The sequence below is a fragment of the Enterobacter cloacae complex sp. 372C4 genome, assembly GCF_050030615.1.
In the GTDB taxonomy this organism is placed as follows: domain Bacteria; phylum Pseudomonadota; class Gammaproteobacteria; order Enterobacterales; family Enterobacteriaceae; genus Enterobacter; species Enterobacter intestinihominis.
The window spans coordinates 645,319-669,745 of record NZ_JBLGUQ010000001.1; the positions used below are offsets into that span (position 1 = coordinate 645,319).

22 protein-coding genes are annotated in these 24,427 nt (G+C 56.4%); 6 read left to right on the top strand and 16 right to left on the bottom strand.

Annotation, left to right across the window (positions count from 1 at the left end):
• Positions 1-33: 33 nt before the first annotated feature.
• A complete protein-coding gene (gene csiE / locus ACQG11_RS03060) occupies positions 34-1,311 on the top strand; it encodes a stationary phase inducible protein CsiE (protein ID WP_032623757.1) in 1,278 nt (425 codons plus the stop codon).
• Here the strand turns inward: csiE and ACQG11_RS03065 are convergent, their stop codons facing one another.
• A complete protein-coding gene (locus ACQG11_RS03065; RefSeq protein WP_003860673.1) occupies positions 1,312-2,451 on the bottom strand; it encodes a 3-phenylpropionate MFS transporter in 1,140 nt (379 codons plus the stop codon).
• 172 nt (positions 2,452-2,623) lie between these two features.
• Here ACQG11_RS03065 and ACQG11_RS03070 point away from each other — a divergent pair, with 172 nt between their 5' ends.
• Positions 2,624-3,046: a DoxX family protein gene (locus tag ACQG11_RS03070; protein ID WP_038416512.1), complete on the top strand. Its 423-nt coding sequence runs from the start codon at positions 2,624-2,626 to the stop codon at positions 3,044-3,046.
• A gap of 53 nt (positions 3,047-3,099) precedes the next feature.
• Here ACQG11_RS03070 and glyA read toward each other — a convergent pair whose 3' ends face one another.
• Positions 3,100-4,353 carry a serine hydroxymethyltransferase gene (gene glyA / locus ACQG11_RS03075; protein ID WP_003860678.1) on the bottom strand — a complete coding sequence of 418 codons (1,254 nt, stop codon included), beginning with the start codon at positions 4,351-4,353 and terminating at the stop codon, positions 3,100-3,102.
• Between the two features lie 304 nt (positions 4,354-4,657).
• On the opposite strand from glyA, the gene hmpA reads away from it, so the two are divergent.
• Positions 4,658-5,848: an NO-inducible flavohemoprotein gene (gene hmpA / locus ACQG11_RS03080; protein ID WP_426728170.1), complete on the top strand. Its 1,191-nt coding sequence runs from the start codon at positions 4,658-4,660 to the stop codon at positions 5,846-5,848.
• An 80-nt stretch (positions 5,849-5,928) separates the two neighbouring features.
• On the opposite strand, the gene glnB is transcribed toward hmpA, so the two are convergent.
• The 5 genes from glnB to purL all read right to left on the bottom strand — a co-directional run bounded on the left by glnB (position 5,929) and on the right by purL (position 14,284).
• Entirely contained in the window at positions 5,929-6,267 is a 339-nt protein-coding gene (glnB, locus tag ACQG11_RS03085) for a nitrogen regulatory protein P-II (RefSeq protein WP_003860685.1), read from the bottom strand.
• Between the two features lie 80 nt (positions 6,268-6,347).
• Positions 6,348-7,685 carry a two-component system response regulator GlrR gene (gene glrR, locus ACQG11_RS03090; protein ID WP_015572150.1) on the bottom strand — a complete coding sequence of 446 codons (1,338 nt, stop codon included), beginning with the start codon at positions 7,683-7,685 and terminating at the stop codon, positions 6,348-6,350.
• Positions 7,682-8,434, bottom strand: a complete 753-nt coding sequence (gene qseG, locus ACQG11_RS03095; RefSeq protein ID WP_032623754.1) for a two-component system QseEF-associated lipoprotein QseG — start codon at positions 8,432-8,434, stop codon at positions 7,682-7,684. The genes glrR and qseG overlap by 4 nt, the downstream gene beginning before the upstream one ends.
• Complete coding sequence (gene qseE, locus ACQG11_RS03100) at positions 8,431-9,864, bottom strand: two component system sensor histidine kinase QseE/GlrK (RefSeq protein WP_032622390.1); 1,434 nt, start codon at positions 9,862-9,864, stop codon at positions 8,431-8,433. The genes qseG and qseE overlap by 4 nt, the downstream gene beginning before the upstream one ends.
• 532 nt (positions 9,865-10,396) lie before the next feature.
• The gene (gene purL, locus ACQG11_RS03105) at positions 10,397-14,284 is read right to left on the bottom strand and encodes a phosphoribosylformylglycinamidine synthase (RefSeq protein ID WP_032623753.1); all 3,888 of its coding nucleotides are present in this window, start codon (positions 14,282-14,284) and stop codon (positions 10,397-10,399) included.
• Positions 14,285-14,551: 267 nt separating this feature from the next.
• On the opposite strand from purL, the gene mltF reads away from it, so the two are divergent.
• Positions 14,552-16,102, top strand: a complete 1,551-nt coding sequence (gene mltF, locus ACQG11_RS03110; protein ID WP_063150672.1) for a membrane-bound lytic murein transglycosylase MltF — start codon at positions 14,552-14,554, stop codon at positions 16,100-16,102.
• Here the strand turns inward: mltF and tadA are convergent.
• From tadA to murQ, 4 genes are read right to left on the bottom strand one after another with little or no spacing between them, the layout of a single operon-like run.
• On the bottom strand, positions 15,990-16,529 hold the full coding sequence (tadA, locus tag ACQG11_RS03115; protein WP_023300729.1) for a tRNA adenosine(34) deaminase TadA: 540 nt from the start codon (positions 16,527-16,529) through the stop codon (positions 15,990-15,992). The genes mltF and tadA overlap by 113 nt on opposite strands.
• A 24-nt stretch (positions 16,530-16,553) precedes the next feature.
• Complete coding sequence (yfhb, locus tag ACQG11_RS03120) at positions 16,554-17,189, bottom strand: phosphatidylglycerophosphatase C (protein ID WP_022649033.1); 636 nt, start codon at positions 17,187-17,189, stop codon at positions 16,554-16,556.
• 3 nt (positions 17,190-17,192) lie between these two features.
• Positions 17,193-18,557 (bottom strand): PTS transporter subunit EIIC, encoded by a 1,365-nt coding sequence (locus ACQG11_RS03125; RefSeq protein WP_069596826.1) that lies wholly within the window; start codon positions 18,555-18,557, stop codon positions 17,193-17,195.
• 9 nt (positions 18,558-18,566) lie between these two features.
• On the bottom strand, positions 18,567-19,463 hold the full coding sequence (gene murQ, locus ACQG11_RS03130; protein WP_023306721.1) for an N-acetylmuramic acid 6-phosphate etherase: 897 nt from the start codon (positions 19,461-19,463) through the stop codon (positions 18,567-18,569).
• A gap of 118 nt (positions 19,464-19,581) precedes the next feature.
• Between murQ and ACQG11_RS03135 the strand changes: the two genes are divergently transcribed.
• Positions 19,582-20,430, top strand: coding sequence for a MurR/RpiR family transcriptional regulator (locus ACQG11_RS03135; protein ID WP_426728171.1), 849 nt, complete (start codon positions 19,582-19,584; stop codon positions 20,428-20,430).
• A 56-nt stretch (positions 20,431-20,486) separates the two neighbouring features.
• Entirely contained in the window at positions 20,487-20,747 is a 261-nt protein-coding gene (locus ACQG11_RS03140; RefSeq protein ID WP_023300734.1) for a YfhL family 4Fe-4S dicluster ferredoxin, read from the top strand.
• On the opposite strand, the gene acpS is transcribed toward ACQG11_RS03140, so the two are convergent.
• The 5 genes from acpS to rnc all read right to left on the bottom strand — a co-directional run bounded on the left by acpS (position 20,744) and on the right by rnc (position 24,238).
• Positions 20,744-21,124 carry a holo-ACP synthase gene (gene acpS / locus ACQG11_RS03145; RefSeq protein ID WP_015572144.1) on the bottom strand — a complete coding sequence of 127 codons (381 nt, stop codon included), beginning with the start codon at positions 21,122-21,124 and terminating at the stop codon, positions 20,744-20,746. The two genes, ACQG11_RS03140 and acpS, sit on opposite strands and share 4 nt — an antisense overlap.
• Positions 21,124-21,855 carry a pyridoxine 5'-phosphate synthase gene (gene pdxJ / locus ACQG11_RS03150; RefSeq protein ID WP_015572143.1) on the bottom strand — a complete coding sequence of 244 codons (732 nt, stop codon included), beginning with the start codon at positions 21,853-21,855 and terminating at the stop codon, positions 21,124-21,126. Before pdxJ ends, acpS begins: the two co-directional genes overlap by 1 nt.
• 75 nt (positions 21,856-21,930) lie before the next feature.
• The gene (gene recO, locus ACQG11_RS03155; protein ID WP_015572142.1) at positions 21,931-22,638 is read right to left on the bottom strand and encodes a DNA repair protein RecO; all 708 of its coding nucleotides are present in this window, start codon (positions 22,636-22,638) and stop codon (positions 21,931-21,933) included.
• Between the two features lie 17 nt (positions 22,639-22,655).
• Positions 22,656-23,561 carry a GTPase Era gene (gene era, locus ACQG11_RS03160; RefSeq protein WP_022649038.1) on the bottom strand — a complete coding sequence of 302 codons (906 nt, stop codon included), beginning with the start codon at positions 23,559-23,561 and terminating at the stop codon, positions 22,656-22,658.
• Positions 23,558-24,238, bottom strand: a complete 681-nt coding sequence (rnc, locus tag ACQG11_RS03165; protein ID WP_023300736.1) for a ribonuclease III — start codon at positions 24,236-24,238, stop codon at positions 23,558-23,560. The genes era and rnc overlap by 4 nt, the downstream gene beginning before the upstream one ends.
• Between the last annotated feature and the right edge of the window lie 189 nt (positions 24,239-24,427).

The window sequence follows — 24,427 nt, forward strand, 5'->3', positions numbered from 1 at the left end:
TCTTATCAAACATTCACACTGGATACCCGACAGATGATGACGACGCTTGAAATTCCATCTGTGCTTTCCAGTTCGCAGCGCCGTTGCCAGGTGCTTTTGATGCTTTACCTGCCCGATGCTGCCGTCACCGCACAGAGCATAATCGCTGCCAACGGCGTGGACGACGTCCTGGCACGGCAAGATATAGCCGAGACGCGCGATGAAATCCAGCGCTATCATCGGCTTGATATCGTCACGCACCATGACGGTTGCTACCGTATTGAGGGCTCCGCCCTGAATCAGCGTTTGTGCCTGCTGCACTGGCTGCGCAGGGCGCTTCGGCTGTGTCCACATTTTGTCGCCCAACAGTTTACCCCTGCCTTAAAAACCGCGCTCAAACAGCACGGCATTGCCCGCCCGCTTTATGACGATGCGAACCTTCGGGCGCTTATCAACTTTTGCGCGCGCAAGCTTCAGCGCCAGTTTGAGTCCCGCGACGTACAGTTTTTACAGCTTTATCTGCAATATTGTCTTATTCAGCATCATCTGGGCAATACGCCGGAGTTTTCACCCGTTCAGCGCAGCTGGACGCAATCGAGAGGGGAATACTTTACGGCGCAGGAAATTGTCCGTCACTGGAAACGGCGCGTCCCGCAGGGAACGCACAGTGATGAACAGCTGTTCCTGGCGCTGCTGTTTATGATGCTCCGCACACCCGACCCGGTACTGGATAAACACCAGCAGGATCAGCGCCTGCGTCGGGCCATCGTGCGTATGATTGCCCGTTTCCGGGCGCAAACCGGGATGAACTTCAGCGATGAGCAAGGGCTGACCGATCAGCTGTATATTCATCTGGCTCAGGCGCTGGACCGCTCCTTATTTGACATCGGCATCGACAACAGTCTGCCGGAAGAGATCCACCGTCTATACCCCCGGCTGCTGCGCACCACTAAAGAGGCGCTGTTTGAGCTGGAAGCCGAATTTGGCCTACGATTCTCCGGTGAAGAGATGGCTCTGGTGGCGGTGATTTTTGGTGCCTGGCTGATGCAGGAAACCGATCTTCATGAAAAACAGGTGGTCCTGTTAACGGGGGAAGATAAAGCCTGCGAGGAGTTAATTGAGCAGCAGCTTCGCGAGCTAACGCTGCTGCCGCTCAATATTCGTTATCTTAGCCTGGAAGCGTTTAAGAAGGAGGGCGCCCCCCGCGAGGCGGCGCTGGTTATTACGCCTTATCCAACCGCCCTGCCGCTGTTCTCGCCGCCGCTCATTCATGCCGTTGAGACCCTGAACACGCAGCAGCAGGAACATATTCGCGTTATGCTCGAATCTTAGTTACGTGCGAGCAGCGACTTTAGGGCGGATGACGATGGCCGGTAAAGCGACCAGCGCCATCACCCAGAACACACCGTGGCCCAGGTGCTGATAGAGGAAACCGGCAAATACGGTCATCACCGCAATACTGCCGCCCATCGCCACCGCTGAATAGACTGCCTGAAGACGAATAACGTCCCCACCCTCTCGCGCCGCGATATAGCGCATCGCCGCCAAATGGCAGACGGTGAAGGTTCCGCAGTGCAGAATTTGCGCCACAATCAGCCACGGCAGCTCCGTCGTCCAGCCCATGATGCCCCAGCGCGCTACGCCGCAAACGGCGGAAAGCAGCAGCAGGTCACGCGCCCCGAAACGACGGAACAGTTTTTGGCTCAGCGCGAAGATAATGACCTCCGCTACCACGCCGAGCGACCACAGGTAGCCTACCGCAGAAGCCGAGTAGCCCGCCCCCTGCCAGTAGATGGCGCTGAAGCCGTAATAGGCCGCATGCGCCCCCTGAAGCAGACAGACGCAGGCCAGGAAACGCCAGCTTTGCGCCACCAGCGAGCGCCAGGCGGGCCAGCCAGCGCTCTCCTGATGGCGGCTTTCGCCCTGCGGCATCACCGACGGACGCAGCAACATACCGAGCAGCATCGAGGCGATGCCGAGCGTTAACAGGGCCAGAATGGCGCGATAGTCATAGAGGCTGACCAGTTTCCCGACCAGCGCAGAGCCGATCACGAAGGCAATCGATCCCCACAGGCGCACGCGGCCATAGTCCATGGTGATCTGCTTTTGCCAGGTGTTCGCCAGGGCATCCGTCAGCGGCACCAGCGGGGAGAAGAACAGATTAAAGCCAACCATCACCACCATCAGCCAGGCAAACTGGTGGCTGACCCAGAAGCAGGCCGCAAAGACCAGCGTCAGCAGGGCCAGAATTCGCACCGCTTTAATCAGTAAGGAGGGATCGCTGACGCGGGGCGCAATCAGCAGGCTACCCAGGAAACGCGCCACCAGCCCCGCGCCCAGCAGGATGCCGATGGTCTCAGGCGTCAGACCAATTCCCTTGAGCCAGACGCTCCAGAAAGGCAAAAAAATACCGTAACTAAAGAAATAGGTGAAATAGCTGAGCGCCAGCCAGCGCGTGGAATGCAAGACCATGAATCCCTCCCGAAATGGAGGCGATAGTCTGGCGTTAATCCCTGACTTTAGCAAGTCGTTAGCGCGCTATAAATTAACTAAAAATTAACATCATCACCAGCCGTACAGCGTATGGCGAGAGCGGTAAAACTGTATTACGTTTATAAGACATCGCCTGAAGAGGTCGTTTGCCATGAACAGCTTACGTTATTTCGATTTCGGATCCTCTCGTTCTCTCCTGCTTTTAATTGCCCGCATTGCTATCGTAGTCCTGTTTATTATTTTCGGTTATCCCAAGCTGACGGGGTTTAGCGGCACCGTTCAGTACATGACGTCGCTCGGCGCCCCCATGCCCATGCTGGCCGCGATTATTGCGGTGGTAATGGAAATCCCCGCCGCGATTCTGATCGTTCTGGGCTTTTTTACCCGCCCCCTCGCGGTGATCTTTGTCTTCTATACGCTGGGAACGGCGGTGATTGGACACCACTACTGGGATATGACGGGCGATGCGGTCCTGCCAAATATGATTAACTTCTATAAAAATGTGAGTATCGCTGGCGCCTTTATTTTGCTGGCGATTACCGGGCCGGGGGCCATCTCCCTCGACCGACGTTAGCCCATAAAAAAAGGCCGCATGAGCGGCCTTTTTCAGTTCTGAAACGCAGAAAATTATGCGTACACCGGGAAGCGTGCGCAGATGTCCAGCACTTTACCTTTAACGCGCTCGATAACCGCGTCGTCATTGATGTTGTCCAGAACGTCACACATCCAGCCCGCCAGCTCTTTCACTTCCGCTTCTTTAAAGCCACGGCGAGTTACGGCCGGAGAACCGATACGGATACCGGAAGTCACGAACGGGCTCTTCGGATCGTTTGGCACGCTGTTTTTGTTCACGGTGATGTTGGCGCGGCCCAAGGCTGCGTCAGCTTCTTTACCGGTCAGGTTCTTGTCGACAAGATCCAGCAGGAACAGGTGGTTTTCAGTCCCGCCGGACACCACTTTGTAACCACGGTTCAGGAACACTTCCACCATCGCTTTGGCGTTTTTAGCAACCTGCTGCTGGTAAACCTTGAACTCTGGCTCCATCGCTTCTTTCAGCGCGACGGCTTTCGCGGCGATAACGTGCATCAGCGGGCCGCCCTGGGCGCTTGGGAACACGGCGGAGTTCAGCTTTTTGTACAGCTCTTCGTCACCGCCTTTCGCCAGGATCAGGCCACCGCGTGGACCCGCCAGGGTTTTGTGGGTGGTGGTGGTCACAACGTGCGCATGTGGAACCGGGTTCGGGTAAACGCCAGCGGCAATCAGACCGGCAACGTGCGCCATGTCGACGAACAGGTACGCGCCGATGCTGTCAGCGATTTCACGCATTTTTGCCCAGTCAACGATGCCGGAGTAAGCAGAGAAGCCACCGATGATCATCTTCGGCTTGTGCTCTTTGGCCTGCTTCGCCATGTCTTCGTAGTCAATTTTACCGGACTCATCAATACCGTAAGGGATGATGTTGTACAGTTTGCCAGAGAAGTTAACCGGAGAGCCGTGAGTCAGGTGGCCGCCCTGCGCCAGGTTCATACCCAGAACGGTATCGCCCGGCTGCAACAGCGCGGTGTAAACAGCGAAGTTAGCCTGAGAGCCAGAGTGCGGCTGGACGTTCGCGTAGTCAGCGCCAAAGAGTTCTTTCGCACGGTCAATCGCCAGTTGCTCAACGATATCAACGTATTCGCAACCGCCGTAGTAGCGCTTGCCCGGATAACCTTCAGCATATTTGTTGGTCAGCTGAGAACCCTGCGCCTGCATCACGCGCGGGCTGGTGTAGTTTTCGGAGGCGATCAGTTCGATGTGCTCTTCCTGACGTACTTTTTCCTGCTCCATAGCCTGCCACAGTTCGGCATCATAATCGGCAATGTTCATTTCACGCTTTAACATCCGCATCTCCTGACTCAGCTAACAAGTAAATTTTTGGCCTGAAAAGGCAGTCCTGTTGGACGACGGGCAACAGTATAACTGAATAGTTCTGCGATAACAGGTCTTGACAAACGATTTTACGCAAACGTTTACCTCCACGCCACGCAAGGGTTTGAGCAATAAAGCTCTCGCCATTTTCAACGGATTTCTTTTCAGCTTTGTGATGCATATTTTTCACGATGCAAAGAACCATTTACATTGCAGGGGTATTTTTATAAGATGCATATAAAATACATCATTAAAGTAACATCAGAAGGAAGCTGCTATGCTCGACCCCCAAACCATCGCTACCGTGAAAGCCACAATCCCCCTGCTGGTTGAAACGGGTCCTAAACTGACCGCTCATTTCTACGATCGCATGTTCGCGCATAACCCGGAGCTCAAAGAGATTTTCAACATGAGCAACCAGCGTAACGGCGATCAGCGCGAAGCGCTGTTTAACGCTATTGCCGCCTATGCCAGCAACATCGAAAACCTGCCGGCTCTGCTGCCTGCGGTGGAAAAAATCGCGCAGAAGCACACCAGCTTCCAGATCAAACCTGAGCAGTACAACATCGTGGGCAGTCACCTGCTGGCAACCCTGGACGAAATGTTCAGCCCGGGCCAGGAAGTGCTGGATGCCTGGGGTAAGGCATACGGCGTGCTGGCAAACGTGTTCATCAACCGTGAAGCGCAGATCTACAGCGAAAACGCCAGCAAGAATGGCGGCTGGGAAGGCACGCGTGCTTTCCGCATCGTTGAGAAAACCCCGCGCAGCGCACTGATCACCAGCTTTGAGTTTGAGCCGGTGGACGGCCAGCCAGTTGCCGATTACCAGCCGGGGCAGTATCTGGGCGTCTGGCTGAAGCCTGAAGGCTTCCCGCACCAGGAGATTCGCCAGTACTCCCTGACCCGCAAGCCAGACGGCAAAGGCTATCGCATTGCGGTTAAACGTGAGGAAGGCGGTCAGGTATCCAGCTGGCTGCATAACGTCGCCAGCGTGGGTGATATCGTTCATCTGGCCGCGCCAGCGGGTGATTTCTTTATGGCGGTGGAATCGGGTACCCCGGTGACGCTGATTTCCGCAGGTGTTGGTCAAACGCCAATGCTGGCGATGCTGGATACGCTGGCAAAATCAAACCACAGCGCGCAGGTTAACTGGTTCCACGCGGCCGAAAACGGTGATGTGCACGCCTTTGCAGATGAAGTGAAAGCGCTCGGAGCGGGTCTGCCACACTTTACCGCGCATACCTGGTATCGTTTACCCACGGAAGCTGACCGCGCAGCGGCACGTTTTGACAGCGAAGGCCTGATGAATTTAGGGCAGCACGAAGGGGCGTTTAGCGCACCGGGGATGCAGTTCTACGTGTGTGGGCCGGTAGCGTTTATGCAGTATGCCGCGAAGCAGCTGGTAGACCTGGGCATGAACAAAGACAACATTCATTACGAATGTTTCGGCCCGCATAAAGTGCTGTAATCGCCCGGCGGCGCTGCGCTTGCACGGACCTGCGAAGGGTTCTGTAGGCCGGGTAAGCGCAGCGCCACCCGGCAAGAATGTTAAATCGCCGCGTCGTCTTCTTCGCCGGTACGGATACGGATCACGCGCGCCACGTCAAAGACGAAGATTTTCCCGTCGCCAATTTTACCGGTCTGCGCCGTGCGGATGATGGTATCCACACAGGTATCGACGATATCATCGCTCACCACGATCTCGATTTTCACTTTCGGCAGAAAGTCCACCATGTACTCTGCGCCACGGTATAGCTCGGTGTGGCCCTTCTGACGACCAAAACCTTTCACTTCAGTTACGGTCATCCCGGTGATGCCTACTTCTGCCAGCGCTTCACGTACATCATCCAGTTTGAAAGGTTTAATAATCGCATCAATTTTTTTCATGGTGGGTCCTTAAACTCTTGCCAGTAAGCAGCCTCGTAATCGGTTGCTCACAGTATCATATTCAGGCGAATTTTGCGGTATTACTCTTTAAAATCGTTCGCTTCCAGCTCGTGGCGTGAGAGCAATTTATAGAACTCGGTACGGTTACGCCCGGCCATGCGCGCCGCGTGGGTCACGTTGCCTTTGGTGATTTGCAGCAGCTTGCGCAGATAGTTCAGCTCGAACTGATTTCGCGCTTCCGCAAACGTCGGTAAGGCCGTGTTTTCCCCCTCGAGCGCCTGCTCCACCAGCGCATCGCTGATCACCGGCGATGACGTCAGCGCCACGCACTGCTCAATCACGTTCACCAGCTGGCGTACGTTACCCGGCCAGCTTGCGGTCATCAGGCGTTTCATCGCATCGGTGGAGAACGCGCGCACAAACGGTTTGTGGCGGTCAGCGGCCTGGCGCAAAAGGTGATTTGCCAGCAGCGGGATATCTTCCGCACGCTCGGCCAGCGCCGGGATTTTCAGGTTGACGACATTCAGTCGATAGTAGAGATCTTCGCGGAACTCGTTGCGCGCCATCACCTTGGGTAAATCACGGTGGGTGGCGGAAATAATACGCACGTTGATATCGATATCGCGGTTGCTGCCGAGCGGACGTACTTTCCGCTCCTGCAACACGCGCAGCAATTTGACCTGCAGCGGCGCGGGCATATCGCCAATTTCATCAAGGAACAGCGTGCCTCCCTCAGCCGCCTGGAACAGCCCTTCACGGCTGCTCACCGCGCCGGTAAAGGCGCCGCGGGCATGGCCGAAGAGCTCTGATTCGAGCAGCTGTTCCGGCAACGCGCCACAGTTAATGGCAATAAAAGCATTTTTACTGCGCGGGCTGGCGTTGTGGATCGCCTGGGCGAGGATCTCTTTCCCGGTCCCGCTCTGGCCGTTGATCAGCACGCTAACGTCGGATTGCGCCACCATCCGCGCCTGTTCCAGCAGGCGCAGCATTACAGGGCTACGCGTCACGATGGATTCACGCCAGGCGTCGTCGCCGGATGGCGCTGCGTGCTCAAGGGCGCTGTCGATCGCTTTATAGAGGGCGTCTTTATCCACCGGTTTGGTGAGGAAGCTGAATACCCCCTGCTGCGTCGCGGCCACCGCATCAGGAATAGATCCGTGAGCGGTGAGGATAATCACCGGCATCCCGGGCTGCTGCTTCTGGATCTCCGTGAACAGTTGCAGGCCATCCATTTCATCCATGCGCAAATCGCTGATCACCAGATCGATTTTCTCACGGCTGAGCACCTTCAGCCCCTCCTGCCCGCTTTCAGCGGTGACCACGCTGTAGCCTTCGCTGACCAGACGCATCCCCAGCAGCTTTAACAGCCCGGGATCGTCATCCACCAGTAACAGATGGGCAGGTTTACGGCTTGTCATGGCTTCACATCCTCTTGTTTCGGCGTCTCACTGTCTGGCGTCGTGGCAGAGTTGCCTTTCGACCCATCAGGCAGATAGCTGCCTGCCGGCTTACGCGTCGAGAGCTGTCTTTCGATATCGGTCAGATTTTCGAGCTTGCGGGTGGTGGTTTCCAGCTGCTCGCGCAGCGACTCCTGCTGCTGGCGAAGCGCATCAAGCTCGCTGTCGCTTGACTGCTGCAATTTGCTGTAGCGGAAACGCTCTTCAGACAGCTGTAATTGCAGGGTTTGTCCATCCCGCCAGAGCTGATAGACCGGGCGCACCTGCGGGGGAATATTGATCACGTAAGTATCCAGCCGCGTCACGTTGGCGCGGCGTTCGACAGGCGTGATTCTGGCATCCGCCATCACGATCCCGCGTTTAAACGCGTCCTGCCAGGTATCGTCCACCAGCATCGCCGCCTGGGCACGGGCCTCGGCGGGCGCCAGCCGCTGGGCGCAGTCTATTCCGCGCAGCCAGAACAGAGGATTGGATTCAACATCACGCCCCGACAGGCTCCAGATATCATCGCAACGTGTCGAAAGGAAATCAGCCAGCTGTTTTTGCGGCCATTTATCTTCCTGTTTGTGGCTAATTGCACTTTTCGGTGCATGGGTTACACAGCCTGCCAGCAGTAAGCAGGGCAGGCTGAGGCGCACATTTTTGCTGGAAAACACCGCGCGCAGTGCGCGGTAAAAGACGTGTGACATACTCACCAGGTTGTTATTCATTTCATTGATTTTTCCGGCTCAAGAGGCAGTTCGATACGAAAACAGACATCGGCGCGTTCATCACTCACGATGTTAAGCTCACCCTGCATGCGTCGTATGCAGTCGCGGGCAATACTCAGCCCCAGACCACTTCCTTTTACCGCACCTTTTCGCTGATGACTCCCCTGGAAGAAGGGTTCAAAGATCATCGTTTTTTCATCATCCGGAATCGGGCTTCCGGTATTCGCTACGTCAATAAATACCCGCGAACCGTTGTTATTGCTTCTGATATAAATGGTACCGGATTCAGTACCATAGTGCACCGCATTGGAATAAAGATTATCCAGTACGCTCATTAACAGCATCGGTTCTGCAAGACAGGCTGGCGCGTTGAGTTCCACCTGGGTATGCATCATTTTAGCTCTTGCTGGCAGGCTATGGGCGGAGATCACCATGTCCACCAGCGGTTCAATCTCAACGCTTTCAAGCACCACAGCACCATCCGCCAGCTTGCGGTTATAGTCCAGCAGTTGTTCAATAAGCTTTTGTAAATTGCGGCTGCTGGCATCCAGAATCGCCACGATCTCTTTTTGCTCAGGGGTTAACGGCCCCGCCACTTCGTCGGCCAGCAGTTCCGTACCTTCACGCATGCTGGCCAGCGGCGTTTTGAGTTCGTGTGAGATATGGCGCAGGAACTGGTGGCGCTGCGATTCCAGCCACGCCAGGCGCTCTGAAAGCCAGATGATGCGTTGACCGACCGAGCGCAGCTCGCGCGGGCCTTTAAAAACGACCGTATCCCCGAGAGATTTACCCTCCCCCAGGCGGTTAATCATCCGCTGGATCCCCTTCACGGGGCCGATGATCATGCGGGTAAAGAGCAGCACCAGCCCCAGGCTGACGAGGAACAGCACCAGCGCCTGCCAGCCGAAGAACTGGCCGCGCTCGGCAATCTCCTGCTGGAGCTGCTGACCACGGGAAAAGATAACCGTACGGGTGGACTGAACCATCTCCGTATTGGCGTTCGCGAAGGCTTCAAGTCGGGCGGCGGCGGCGGCATCAGGACCGCTGTTTTTGCACTGGAGCTGCGCCAGATCGTTCAGATCCTGACGCAGCGCCTGATAGAGTTTGTCATCTGGCAGCACCCCGGCGTGGGCGTCCAGCATTTCGCTGTAGCGTTTACGCTGGTTCTGATAGACCCTCTCCAGCGTGCGATCGTCAAGCACGCAGTACTGGCGATAGCTACGCTCCATCTCAAGCGCGGCGTTGGTCATCGCCTCGCTACGGCGAGCATCAATAAGCGTGGTGCGGTTAGTCAGGGCCGCCTGTGCACTTAACGCGTTCAGGCTTTGCCAGGCCTGCCAGGCCAGAACCAGCAAAGGTAGCAGGATCAGCAGGAAGGCCATCATAACGAGCTGTCGCAGGGAGCGAGGGAAAGCGGGCCAGCGTTTCAACACATTACTCTCTTCATCCGGGTTTGAGGAGAGCGTAACTGAGTCTGCCCTTCAGATACAACAAAGCCGGGTAAAAACCCGGCTTTGTCATGGAATAAGGCGGTGCCTAACTCGACGTTTCGCCCTGGCCTGATAAAGCATTGCAATAATCAGTAGTTGGACGGCAGGCACCTTTTTGTGCGTCATTCGAAGTTTATGTAGCACGTCCCGAAGGGGCTGACATAAGAAGGTGAATGAGCCACTGGTTACTATTATGCAACATGCGTGCCAGATTGCAAAACTTAATGCTATCCTTATGATTAGTAATATTTTTATTATCAAAACGTATTGATTGTTACGTGAATGATTTTCAGGCTAAGTGTCGCTATTAAGCAACACCTTAACGGGAACCTGTCCTGCCGCATATAAATCAACAGGTTAAATGTCTCCTTTTGGAGACACTCAGACCAGAGAGTTGTCGCGATTTTGCGACAGAGACAAAAAAGCCCGGTGGCGCTCGCGCTTACCGGGCCTACAGTCAGGGCGTTGAAACTTAACCTAGTTGTTTACGTGCGTTGCGGAAAATGCGCATCCACGGGCTGTCCTCGCCCCAGTTTTCCGGGTGCCAGGAGTTGCTCACGGTACGGAAGACACGCTCCGGGTGCGGCATCATAATCGTCACCCGACCGCTTTCGCTGGTGACCGCGGTAATGCCATTTGCCGAACCGTTCGGGTTAGCCGGATAGGTTTCGGTGACCTTGCCAAAGTTATCAACAAAGCGCAGCGCCACCAGTCCTTTGCTTTCAAGCTGAGCCAGGTGCGCCGCATCACGGACTTCAACCTGACCTTCACCGTGCGAAACCGCGATTGGCATCTGCGAACCGACCATCCCCTGCAACAGCAGGGACGGGCTTTGGGTTACTTCTACCAGGCTGAAGCGCGCTTCAAAGCGGTCAGACTGGTTACGCACAAAGCGCGGCCAGGCTTCGCTGCCCGGGATCAGCTCGCGCAGGTTAGACATCATCTGGCAGCCGTTACACACCCCCAGCGCCAGCGTCTGCGGACGGTGGAAGAAGGTTTCAAACTCGTCACGTACGCGGCTGTTGAACAGGATGGACTTCGCCCAGCCTTCGCCCGCGCCCAGCACGTCACCGTAGGAGAACCCCCCGCAGGCTACCAGTGCCTGGAAATCATCCAGCCCGGTACGCCCTGCCAGCAGGTCGCTCATGTGGACGTCGATGGCGTCAAAGCCCGCCCGGTGGAAGGCCGCTGCCATCTCAACGTGGGAGTTAACGCCCTGTTCGCGCAGCACGGCCACTTTAGGACGCGCACCGGTCGCAATGTACGGCGCGGCAATGTCTTCGTTGATGTCGAAGGTGAGCTTCACGTTCAGGCCAGGATCGTTGTCGTTCGCCTTCGCGTTATGCTCCTGATCGGCACATTCCGGGTTGTCACGCAGGCGCTGCATCTGCCAGGTGGTTTCCGCCCACCACATACGCAACGTGGTGCGGCTTTCGCTGAACACCGGGTGGCCGTCGGCTTCAATCACGAAGCGGTCGCCCTGCACCGCTTTACCGAGATAGTGCACGCAGTCTGCCAGACCGTGCTGCGCCAGAATCGCTTCCACCGCGTCGCGATCTGCGGCGCGTACCTGAATGACCGCGCCAAGCTCTTCGTTAAACAGCGCCGCCAGGCGGTCTTCGCCAAGCGTTGCAATGTTTGCTTCAACGCCGCAGTGGCCGGTGAAGGCCATCTCTGCCAGCGTCACTAGCAGGCCGCCATCGGAACGATCGTGGTAGGCCAGCAGCTTACGCTGCGCCACCAGCGCCTGAATTGCGTCGTAGAAGCCTTTCAACTGTGCTACGTCCCGCACGTCGGCTGGCTTTTCGCCGAGCTGGCGATAAACCTGTGCCAGCGCGGTGGCACCCAGCGCGTTATGGCCTTTGCCGAGGTCAATCAACAGCAGGGCGTTATCTTCAGTGGAAAGCTGCGGCGTAACGGTATGACGCACGTCTTCCACGCGCGCAAACGCGGTGATCACCAGCGACAGAGGCGAAGTCATCTCGCGCTGCTCGCTGCCTTCCTGCCAGCGGGTTTTCATCGACATGGAGTCTTTACCCACCGGAATGGTCAGGCCGAGCGCAGGACACAGCTCTTCACCCACCGCTTTTACCGCTTCGTACAGGCCCGCGTCTTCGCCAGGGTGACCGGCAGCGGCCATCCAGTTCGCGGAAAGTTTGATGCGTTTGATGTCGCCAATCTGCGTCGCGGCGATATTGGTCAGCGCTTCACCGACCGCCAGACGGGCAGAAGCGGCGAAGTCCAGCAGAGCCACCGGGGTGCGTTCACCCAGCGCCATCGCTTCGCCGTAGTAGCTGTCGAGGCTCGCGGTGGTCACGGCGCAGTTAGCGACCGGGATCTGCCACGGGCCGACCATCTGATCGCGTGACACCATACCGGTCACGGTACGGTCGCCGATGGTGACCAGGAAGGTTTTCTCCGCCACCGCAGGCAGGTGCAGCACGCGGTTAACCGCTTCCGCCACAATAATGCCCTGACGATCCAGCGCTTTACCCGCCGCTTTGCGGGTTGTAACGTCGCGGGTCATCTTCGGCGTTTTGCCGAGAAGCACGTCGAGCGGCAGATCGATCGGCTGGTTGTCGAAATGGGTATCACTGAGAGTCAGGTGCTGCTCTTCGGTCGCTTCACCGATGACGGCATACGGCGCGCGCTCGCGGCGGCACAGCTCGTCAAACAGCGGCAGCTGATCGGCAGCAACCGCCAGCACGTAGCGCTCCTGGGATTCGTTACACCAGATTTCCAGCGGGCTCATGCCTGGCTCATCGCTCAGGATATCGCGCAGGTTGAAGCGCCCGCCGCGACCGCCGTCGCTCACCAGCTCAGGCATGGCGTTAGAGAGCCCACCCGCGCCCACGTCGTGGATAAACAGAATCGGGTTGGCATCGCCGAGCTGCCAGCAGCGGTCGATCACTTCCTGACAGCGGCGCTCCATTTCCGGGTTGTCGCGCTGCACGGACGCGAAGTCGAGATCCGCATCAGACTGGCCGGAAGCCATAGACGAGGCTGCACCACCGCCCAGACCAATGTTCATGGCCGGGCCGCCGAGCACGATCAGCTTCGCGCCCACGACGATCTCACCTTTTTGCACGTGATCGGCGCGAATGTTGCCGATCCCGCCCGCCAGCATGATGGGTTTGTGGTAGCCGCGCAGCTCTTCGCCGTTGTGGCTGTCCACTTTCTCTTCGTAGGTACGGAAGTAACCGTTCAGCGCCGGACGACCAAATTCATTGTTGAACGCCGCGCCGCCCAGCGGGCCTTCGGTCATGATATCCAGCGCGGTCACAATGCGCTCTGGCTTGCCGAAATCTTCTTCCCACGGCTGTTCAAAGCCCGGGATACGCAGGTTGGAAACGGAGAAACCGACCAGACCCGCTTTTGGTTTCGCGCCGCGACCGGTCGCACCTTCGTCACGGATTTCACCGCCGGAGCCGGTCGCCGCACCCGGCCACGGAGAGATGGCCGTCGGGTGGTTGTGGGTTTCCACTTTCATCAGGATATGCGCAGGCTCCTGGTGGAAGTCATAGCGCCCTGCTTCGCGGTCGGCGAAGAAGCGGCCCACCTCGGAACCTTCCATCACCGCGGCGTTGTCTTTATAGGCAGACAGCACGTGGTCAGGCGTTTGCTCCATGGTGTTTTTGATCATTTTGAACAGCGACTTCGGCTGCTGTTCGCCGTCGATAATCCAGTCGGCGTTGAAAATTTTGTGGCGGCAGTGCTCGGAGTTGGCCTGCGCGAACATATACAGTTCGATGTCGTTCGGGTTGCGATTCAGCTTAACGAATGCATCCTGAAGGTAGTCGATTTCATCATCTGCGAGTGCCAGACCAAGACGCAGGTTTGCGTCGATCAGCGCCTGACGCCCCTGCCCCAGCAGATCCACGCTCTGTACCGGCGCAGGCTGATGGTGGGAGAACAGTTTCTGCGCATCATCCAGAGAGTCAAACACGCTCTCCATCATGCGGTCGTGCAGCTCCGCCGTGACGGCCTGCCACTGCGCGTCGCTCAGGGTTGACGCTTCCACATAGTACGCCACGCCGCGCTCCAGACGGTTAATCTGGCTCAGGCCGCAGTTGTGAGCGATGTCGGTGGCTTTGGAAGACCAGGGGGAGATGGTGCCAGGACGTGGCGTGGCGAGGATTAATTTGCCGGTCGGCGTATGGCTGCTCAGGCTTGGGCCATATTTAAGCAGACGTTCCAGCTGTACGCGCTCCTCTGCATTCAGGGGGGCATTCAGGTCAGCAAAATGGACATACTCAGCGTAAATATTGCTTACCGGAAGGTCGGCCGCCTGAAAACGTGCCAGCAGTTTATTAATACGGAAGGCAGACAGTGCAGGCGAACCACGCAGAATTTCCATCATAAGTCTCTCGTCTTCGAAGCGCCGGGGCGCTTACAGTGTGCGCAAGGGGGGAAAACGGGCGTCATTATAGAGAATCCTGAGCGCCGACGAAACCGTTTGCGTCGAAATAAAATCATCCTTTTTGTTTAACAATAGATGTGACCTGTCTCTCTAATTGGTTGCCAACTGGCGCTACTTTGCGCAAAATGCCGCTCAATCAATGGCAAACTCTACTCTTAACATGACTACAGCACACTGAGGCAACCGGCGTCGCAGAGAATTAACTAATTGAAAAAATTAAAGATTAATTATCTGCTCATCGGCATTGTTACGTTGCTGCTGGCAGTGGCCCTCTGGCCGTCTATCCCCTGGTTCGGCAAAGCCGAAAACCGTATCGCCGCCATTCAGGAGCGGGGGGAGTTGCGCGTCAGTACCCTCTCCTCTCCGCTTATATACGACGATATCAACGGTAAAACCATTGGTCTTGATTACGAACTGGCACAGCTGTTTGCGGACTATCTGGGCGTGAAGCTGAAAGTCACCGTGCGGCAGAACATCAACCAGCTGTTTGATGATTTAGACCATGACCGTGCCGATATTCTCGCCGCAGGTCTGGTGTACAACAGCGAACGCAGCAAAAATTATCAGCCGGGCCCGACCTATTACTCTGTGTCGCAGCAGGTGGTTTATCGTGTGGGTAGCTTGCGCCCGCGCTCACTGGCCGACATTACCGACCAGCAATTGACCATCGCGCCGGGCCATGTGGTGATTGACGATCTGCGGGCGTTGAAAGAGAAAAAATACCCGAACCTCAGCTGGACGGTCGATCCTAAACTCGGCACTACCGAATTGCTGGAGCAGGTAAAAGATAAAAAGCTGGCCTATACCATTGCTGATTCGGTGGCGATCAGCCTTTTCCAGCGCGTTCATCCTGAAATCGCCGTGGCGCTGGATGTGACCGATGAACAGCCGGTAACCTGGTTTACCCAGTTAGACGACGATCAAACCGTCTCTGCGGCTATGCTCGATTTCTTTAATTCCATCAATGAAGACGGCACCCTGGCGCGTCTGGAAGAGAAATATCTCGGTCACGGTGACGATTTTGATTACGTTGACACCCGCTCCTTCCTGCGCGCGGTGGATAGCGTGCTGCCGGACCTGCAACCGCTGTTCGAGAAGTACGCTCAGGAGATTGACTGGAAGTTACTGGCGGCAATTTCCTACCAGGAATCGCACTGGGATGCTCAGGCCACCTCCCCCACGGGCGTGCGCGGGTTGATGATGCTGACCAAAAATACCGCGCAGAGCCTCGGCATTAGCGATCGAACCGATGCGGAACAGAGCATCAGCGGCGGCGCGCAATATTTACAGGATATGATGGCGAAAGTGCCGGAGACGGTTCCTGAAGGGGAGCGGATCTGGTTTGCGCTGGCCGCCTATAACATGGGTTATGCCCATATGCTCGACGCGCGGACGCTGACGGCAAAAACCAAAGGTAACCCGGACAGCTGGTCAGATGTAAAACTGCGCCTGCCGCTGCTTAGCCAGAAACAGTGGTACCAGAAGCTGACGTACGGCTATGCGCGCGGGCATGAAGCGTATGCCTACGTGGAAAATATTCGTAAGTATCAGATAAGCCTGGTGGGATATCTGCTGGAGAAAGAAAAAGAGGCGGCCGAGGCGCAACAGCTGGCTGAAAGCTATCCGGTGGTCGCACCGGACGAGCTTAATCACCCTGCGGTTTCAATTCTGCCTTTTGTTGCTTTTTCTGCAGCCGACGCATTCGAAAAAAGTCACTTAACAGACCCGAACATTCTGGTGCAAGTACCCCGCCGATAGTTTTCACCTGGTGGTTCATCCCCGGATGCCCAAGCACGTCCATCAGTGAACCAGCAGCGCCCGTTTTTTCATCCCGCGCGCCAAACACCAGCGTACCGATTCGGCTATGCACCATCGCCCCGGAGCACATCACGCACGGTTCAAGGGTGACGTACAGAGTGGTATCAAGCAGACGATAGTTTTGCAGCACCAGTCCACCCTGACGCAGCGCCATAATTTCAGCATGCGCGGTAGGATCGTGACGGCCAATCGGACGGTTCCACCCTTCACCAATTACCTGATTGTTATGGACCAGCACCGCGCCCACGGGAACTTCGCCCTCTTCCCAGGCACGCTGAGCCAGCGCCAGCGCGTGGCGCATCCAGTATTCATGATTGTGTTCAGGGTTGGACAAGGGCTGATACTCCAGTCGAAAAGCGGGCGGCATTATACACAGCCGGTACAGATAAGACTATTCGAGTTGCTGAAGTTCGCCCAGAGGCGTGACGCGCCAGCGGTGCTGGCAAAAATAGAGCAGCGGGTTGTCCTGCTTGCTGTCGCTGTAGCCGCTGTACAGACGCAGCGGCGTACCGATGCGTTTCTCCAGCTGCACCACTTTTTCATGTCCGAGGCAACGCAGGGTGAGCACCCAGCCGCCGTAGCCGCGCGCGATCTGCGTGGCGATAAGGTTTACGCGCGGCAGCCAGGGCGTATCATAATAGACCTGCTCCACCAGCGTCTGCGGGGAGCCGGTAATCAGCCAGATATCGGCATCGTTGGCGTCGAGATAGCTGGTCAGGCGCGCCTGGACCACGGGAAACGCGGCGACGTGCCCGCGAAACCAGTGGGCAAAATCCTGTTCAAGCTGCTTAAGACGCGCTTCGCTATGACCAAACGTGCATCCCCAGAGCAGCAGGCTCATCGGCCAGCGCGCTGAACGGCCTTTCACCAGTAGCGCGATGCCAATAACGGGTAACAGGGGCAATACCAGCAACGCGTTAAGGGGCTGGCGCCGCAGCAGATAGCGCATAAAGGTGCCGAACATATCCTGCTGATGCAGCGTTCCATCCAGATCAAAAAAGACAACGCGACGCTCGTGATTTGCCAAACCTTACTCCTCTGGGTCGTTGAATCCTAATAGCCAGGTAAACAGGAACCCGGCGATCACCGCTACCAGATAGCCTAACAGATAGAGCATCACTTTTCCGGTCACGATGGTTAATGCCAGCGGTAAACCGGAAATCCCGAAGGTGATAACGGTCGCCACTTTCCAGTAGCTAATCAACGCCCCGCCCACCGCGCCACCGAGACAGGCGGCCAGGAACGGCTTGCCCAGCGGCAGCGTAACGCCGAAAATCAGCGGCTCGCCGATACCGAGCAACCCGACCGGCAACGCCCCTTTAATGACCTTTTTCAGACGTGCGTTGCGGGTTTTCATCAGCACCGCGATGGCCGCGCCGACCTGCCCAACGCCCGCCATCGACAGGATCGGCAGCAGGGCGTTATAGCCGTGCGCCTGTACCAGTTCGACGTGAATCGGCACTAGCCCCTGATGCAGACCGGTCAGCACTAACGGCAGGAAGGTTCCGGACAGCACAGCCCCCACCAATAACCCACCGCGATCGATAGCCAGAGACGCGCCGTGGGCGATGGCTTCAGAGATAGCGCCGCCTAACGGTTGCAGCGCCACAATCGCCACGCTCCCGGTAATCAATGTGGTCAGCAGCGGGTTGAGGATCAGCTCAATCGAGCCTGGCAGCACCGCGCGCAGCTTTTTCTCGATCCAGCACATCAGAATGACCACCAGCAGCACGGCAATCACCCCGCCGCGGCCAGGCTGAAGCGCCTCGCCAAACAGCGTAATCTGCGCCAGCTGCGGGCTGGAGAGGATCCCGGCCATCACGCCGCCCATCGCCAGCGAGCCGCCGAACACTTTGGCGGTATTCACCCCCACCAGAATGTTCATGATGGCAAACACCGCGCTGCCGAAAATAGCCAGAATACCCAGCAGGTTCGGATACTGCGTGGCAAAATCCCCGACAATATCCGGACGCTTAAGGATATTGATAATCCCGGTGATCAACCCCGACGCGATAAACGCCGGGATCAGCGGAATAAAGACGTTAGCCAGTTGGCGCAGCGCATCGCTCATAGGGGCTTTGTATTTGGCTTTCGCCTGCGCTTTGGTGCGTTCCGCATCGTCAAAGGCGGGAGCCGTTTCACCGACCGTCATCAGGGCGCGCATGGCATCAACCACCTGCGCCGCTTTGCCCGGACCGACAATCAACTGGTGCTGTTGCCCCTGCTTAACGTACCCGCTCACGCCGGGAAGCTGCTTAAGGCGCGTCAAATCAAGCTGTTCGTCGTTATGCACCTCGACGCGAACACGCGTCATACAGTTCTCAAGACGCTGAATATTTTTTTCCCCACCGATCCCGAGCAGGATGTCGCTGGCGAGCGCTGCTGTTTTGTCCATACACGCCTCTTATTGGTGTTCTAATGCCGCCCGTAAAAACCCGTGATGGGCTTCGAGTCTGGCTCTGGCCGCGGCTGCATCCAGCCCGGTTAATATCATCAGAATGGCGGGTTTTACATCGTGATCGGTCTGCTGAAGCACCTTTTCCGCCTCTTCACGACTGGCGCCTGTCGCTTCCATCACCATGCGACACGCTCTGTCCACCAGCTTGATGTTAGTGGCCTGCATATCCACCATCAGGTTTTGGTAGACCTTGCCAAATTTCACCATCGCGCCGGTGGAGATCATATTGAGCACCAGCTTCTGCGCGGTACCCGACTTCAGCCGTGTGGAGCCGGTGAGCGCTTCCGGCCCGACGACCGGAGAGATGGCAATGGCGGCCACCTGCGCAATCGGCGAGCCCGGGTTACAGGAGATGGCCACTGTGGTGCACCCGGTCTGTCTGGCATATTCCAGTCCACCAATGACGTACGGCGTACGACCAGAAGCCGCCAGCCCGACCACCAGATCCTGCGCGGTCAGGTTTAGCGCCCTGAGATCATCTTCCCCAAGCTGTTTATTGTCTTCTGCCCCTTCTACCGCTTTCAGCAGCGCGCCGGGGCCACCGGCAATCAGGCCAACGACCAGCCCGTGCGGAACGCCAAAAGTCGGCGGACATTCTGAGGCATCCAGCACCCCGAGGCGCCCGCTGGTTCCCGCTCCCATATAAATAATGCGTCCTCCTGCTTTGAGAGCGTCGGCAGCGGCGTCTACGGCTTTTGCTACCTCAGGCAATGTCTCTTTGACTGCCAGCGCGACGAGGGTATCCTGTTGATTAAAGCGGTTTACCAGCTCCAGCGTGGACAGTGCATCAAGATCCATGGTTTGCGGGTTACGCGTTTCAGAAACAAGAGAGCCAAGATTCATGTTATTTACCTCTGGAATTTTTAATTCATAATAAACGCACTATAATGGAATATAAAATTCATTCAGGCGAGCAAAATTCGTATTTGCGCGGGTAATCACATTTTCGCCAGGAGACCGTATGAACTGTTTAATTCGTATTCGTCAGCGCTACGCAGGGTTTGCCCAGAGTGATAAAAAGCTGGCGGATTTTTTACTTTCTCAGCCCGATCGCGCGCGACACCTCAGCTCCCAGCAGCTGGCAGGCGAAGCCGGGGTAAGCCAGTCGAGCGTGGTGAAATTCGCCCAGAAAATAGGCTATAAGGGCTTTCCGGCGCTAAAGCTGGCGATCAGTGAAGCACTGGTGAGCAACCCGAATCCGCAGTCAATGCCGGTGCATAACCAGATCCGTGGCGACGATCCGATGCGTCTGGTGGGCGAAAAGCTGATCAAGGAGAACGTGGCGGCAATGCATGCCACGCTGGATGTAAACACGGAAGAGAAGCTGCTGGAAAGCGTAGCCATGCTTCGCGACGCGCGGCGTATTGTGTTGACCGGGATCGGCGCCTCCGGACTGGTTGCGCGTAACTTTGGCTGGAAGCTGACAAAAATCGGCTATAACGCCATCGTTGAACAGGATATGCACGCGCTGCTGGCGACCGTGCAGGCCATGGATCCTGACGATTTACTGCTGGCCATCTCCTATTCCGGCAAGCGACGTGAAATTAATATGGCCACTGACGAAGCCCTGCGCGTAGGAGGAAAAATTCTGGCGATTACCGGTTTTAGCCCGAATGCGCTTCAGCAACGGGCAACCCGCTGCCTGTATACCATTGCCGAGGAACAGGCCACTCGCAGCGCGGCGATTTCGTCGACGAGTGCGCAGATGATGCTGACGGACCTGCTGTTTATGGCGCTGGTTCAGCAGGATCTGGAGCGTGCGCCAGAGCGTATTCGTCACAGCGAAGAGCTGGTAAAAAAACTGGTTTGAACAACGAATGAGCGTATAATGCCCGCCCTGTTTGTGATGTTTCTGAGAATTTCCTGATGGCGCTGTTAATCACCAAAAAATGCATCAACTGCGATATGTGCGAACCCGAATGCCCGAACCAGGCGATTTCGATGGGCGACAGCATTTATGAGATTAACAGCGACCGCTGCACCGAATGCATCGGCCACTATGAAACGCCGACCTGCCAGAAGGTGTGCCCAATTCCCAATACGATCTTAAAAGATCCGGCACACGTCGAGAATGAAGAACAGTTGTGGGATAAGTTTGTCCTGATGCACCATGCGGACAAAATTTAACTCTCAATAATCACCGTCGCACAGGCATAGTGGCGTTCATCTGCAAGCGTTACGTGCATGTGCGCCACGCCCAGCTTTTCCGCCAGCTTAAGCGCCTCGCCCCATAAACGCAGACGTGGCTTACCCAGCTCATCGTTAAACACTTCAAACTGGTTGAACGCCAGGCCGTTACGAATGCCCGTGCCGAACGCTTTCGCCGCCGCCTCTTTTACCGCGAAGCGCTTTGCCAGAAAGCGCACCGGCTGTTGATGCGCCTCCCAGATAGCCCATTCGTTATCGCTCAGCACGCGTCTTGCGAGGCGATCGCCGCTGCGGGCGATCACCGCTTCAATGCGGGCTATTTCAACGATGTCGGTGCCTAAGCCCAGAATAGCCATTACTGACGCGCTTCCAGCATCAGGCGCTTCATCTCGGACACCGCCTCTTTCAGGCCGCTCATCACCGCACGACCAATAATGGCGTGGCCAATGTTCAGCTCATGCATTTCCGGCAGGGCAGCAATGGCTTTTACGTTATGATAGGTCAGGCCGTGTCCGGCGTTCACCTTCAGTCCCAGGCTCGCGGCGTAGGTTGCCGCTTTGGCGATTCGCTCCAGCTCTTTCGCCTGCGCTGCGTCGTTTTCGGCATCGGCATAGCAGCCGGTGTGAATTTCAATATATGGCGCACCCACGTCGGCAGCGGCTTTAATCTGGGTGAAATCAGCGTCGATAAATAAAGATACCAGGATACCGGCATCCGCCAGGCGTTTGCAGGCATCGCGCATTTTGTCGAGCTGCCCGGCCACATCGAGACCGCCTTCGGTGGTCACTTCCTGACGCTTTTCCGGCACCAGGCAGCAGAAATGCGGTTTGGTCTCGCAGGCAATCGCCAGCATCTCTTCTGTCACCGCCATCTCCAGGTTCATGCGGGTGTCCAGCGTCTGACGCAAGATGCGCACGTCGCGGTCAGTGATGTGGCGACGATCTTCACGCAGGTGGACGGTAATGCCGTCGGCGCCAGCCTGCTCAGCGATAAATGCCGCCTGAACCGGATCGGGATACGCGGTACCGCGTGCATTACGTAACGTGGCGATGTGATCGATATTGACGCCTAACAGTAATTCAGCCATGACAATCCTCGGTATTTTTGGTCATTTACCTTCTCCCTCTCCCTCCGGGAGAGGGCTGGGGTGAGGGGTAAAACATTAGCGTTTCGGCATAAACTGCCTGAATAATTCGCGGCTCTTTAAAGGTTTGCCCCCAAGATACGGCTTGAGCGCGATTCGGGTAAAGCGTTTTGCCGCACGCAGGGTGTCGGCGTCCGGGAACTCGCGTTCATACAGTGCTCTGAGCTGGCGCCCGGTAAAAGTGCTGTTATCGACGACGACACTGGCAATAAAGCCCTTTTCCTCACGATAGCGGTAGGTCATAGTGTCTTCTACCTCGTCCCCGCTCCCCGCACAGTGCAGAAAATCAACGCCGTAACCAAGGTGCCCCAGCAGCGCCAGTTCGAAACGACGCAGCACAGGCTCAGGGGTGCCGGTTGCGCCAGCAAGTGCCTGAATACAGTGCAGGTAATCAAAGAAAAGTTCAGAGAAGCGGGTCTCATGTTCAAGAACCCGTGAAATGAGTTCGTTGACATACAAACCGCTGTAGAGCGTGATACCAGAAAGAGGAAGCGCCAGGGAGACGGCTTCAGCACTGCGCAGGGTTTTGACTTCCCCTCGCCCGCCAAAGCGGACCAGCAGCGGGGTGAAAGGCTGCAAGGCACCTTTCAGATTAGAACGTCTGGAACGTGCGCCTTTGGCAACAAGGCGCACGCGACCGGACTCTTCCGTGAAGACGTCCAGCATCAGGCTGGTTTCGCTCCAGGGACGACTATGCAGGACAAAGGCGCGCTGCCATCCATCCATATGCTCGTCGTCTTAGGTTACTGATCTTCGCCGTAACCGAGGCTGCGCAGCGCACGCTCATCATCGGCCCAGCCAGATTTCACTTTCACCCACAGTTCCAGGTGAACCGGTGCTTCAAACATGTCCATCATGTCTTTACGGGCTTCGATTCCGATAGTTTTGATCTTGGCACCTTTATTGCCGATCACCATCTTCTTCTGACCTTCACGCTCAACGAGGATCAGACCGTTAATATCGTAGCCGCCACGCTCGTTGCTCTGGAAACGCTCGATCTCCACCGTCACAGAGTACGGCAGTTCAGCGCCCAGGAAACGCATCAGCTTCTCACGGATGATTTCAGACGCCATAAAACGCTGAGAGCGATCGGTGATGTAGTCTTCCGGGAAGTGATGAGTCGCTTCCGGCAGATGTTTACGCACGATGCCCGCGATGGTATCGACGTTCAGACCCGTTTCCGCAGACAGCGGGACGATGTCCAGGAAGTTCATCTGGCTGCCCAGCCATTGCAGATGCGGCAGCAGATCGGCTTTTTCCTGCACGTTGTCCACTTTATTGACCGCGAGGATCACCGGCGTTTTGCCGTCACGCAGCTTGTTCAGGACCATTTCGTCGTCCGGCGTCCAGCGGGTGCCTTCCACAACGAAAATCACCAGCTCTACATCGCCAATGGAGCTGCTCGCCGCCTTGTTCATCAGACGGTTGATGGCACGCTTCTCTTCCATGTGCAGGCCCGGGGTATCGACGTAGATCGCCTGATACGCGCCTTCAGTATGGATACCGACGATGCGGTGACGCGTGGTCTGCGCCTTACGTGAGGTAATGGAAATCTTCTGTCCAAGCAGATTATTCAACAGGGTGGATTTGCCAACGTTCGGACGTCCGACGATGGCAATAAATCCGCAATACGTTTTTTCTTCGCTCATTCCAGCTCCAGCATTTTTAACGCCTGTTCGGCGGCAGCCTGTTCAGCCTTACGACGGCTTGAACCCGTGCCGACCACCGGTTCACTCAGGCCACTGACCTGGCAATGGATGGTAAATTCCTGATCGTGCGCTTCGCCACGTACCTGCACCACCAGATAGGATGGCAGCGGGAGGTGACGACCCTGCAAATATTCTTGCAGACGCGTTTTCGGATCTTTTTGTTTATCGCCCGGGCTGATTTCGTCCAGACGGGTCTGATACCAGTTCAGGATCATCTTTTCTACGGTCTGGATATCGCTGTCCAGGAACACGCCACCGATTAAAGCCTCGACCGTATCGGCAAGAATGGATTCACGACGGAACCCACCACTTTTCAGCTCACCCGGCCCCAGACGCAGACACTCACCCAGCTCAAACTCGCGTGCGATTTCAGCGAGGGTGTTGCCACGCACCAGCGTGGCGCGCATGCGGCTCATATCACCTTCATCCACACGCGGAAAACGATGATAAAGCGCATTTGCAATCACGAAACTTAAAATAGAGTCGCCTAAAAACTCGAGACGCTCATTATGTTTGCTGCTGGCACTGCGATGGGTTAATGCCTGTTGCAACAACTCCTGATGATGAAAAGTGTAGCCCAGCTTCCGTTGAAGCCGATTAATTACGATGGGGTTCATGCGATACCAATAAATGAATGCGTCAAAAATGCAGCACACGAAACCGACCTGAGAAAACCAACGCGGTTTCGTGTGCCGTGGCACCCTTGCAGGGCCAACCTTAAACTTCGGGGGAATATTCTATACGCAACGACAGGGGATGTCGTTAGTTCAAAGAGATTTATCGCTGAAATAATTCACGTAGCGGCG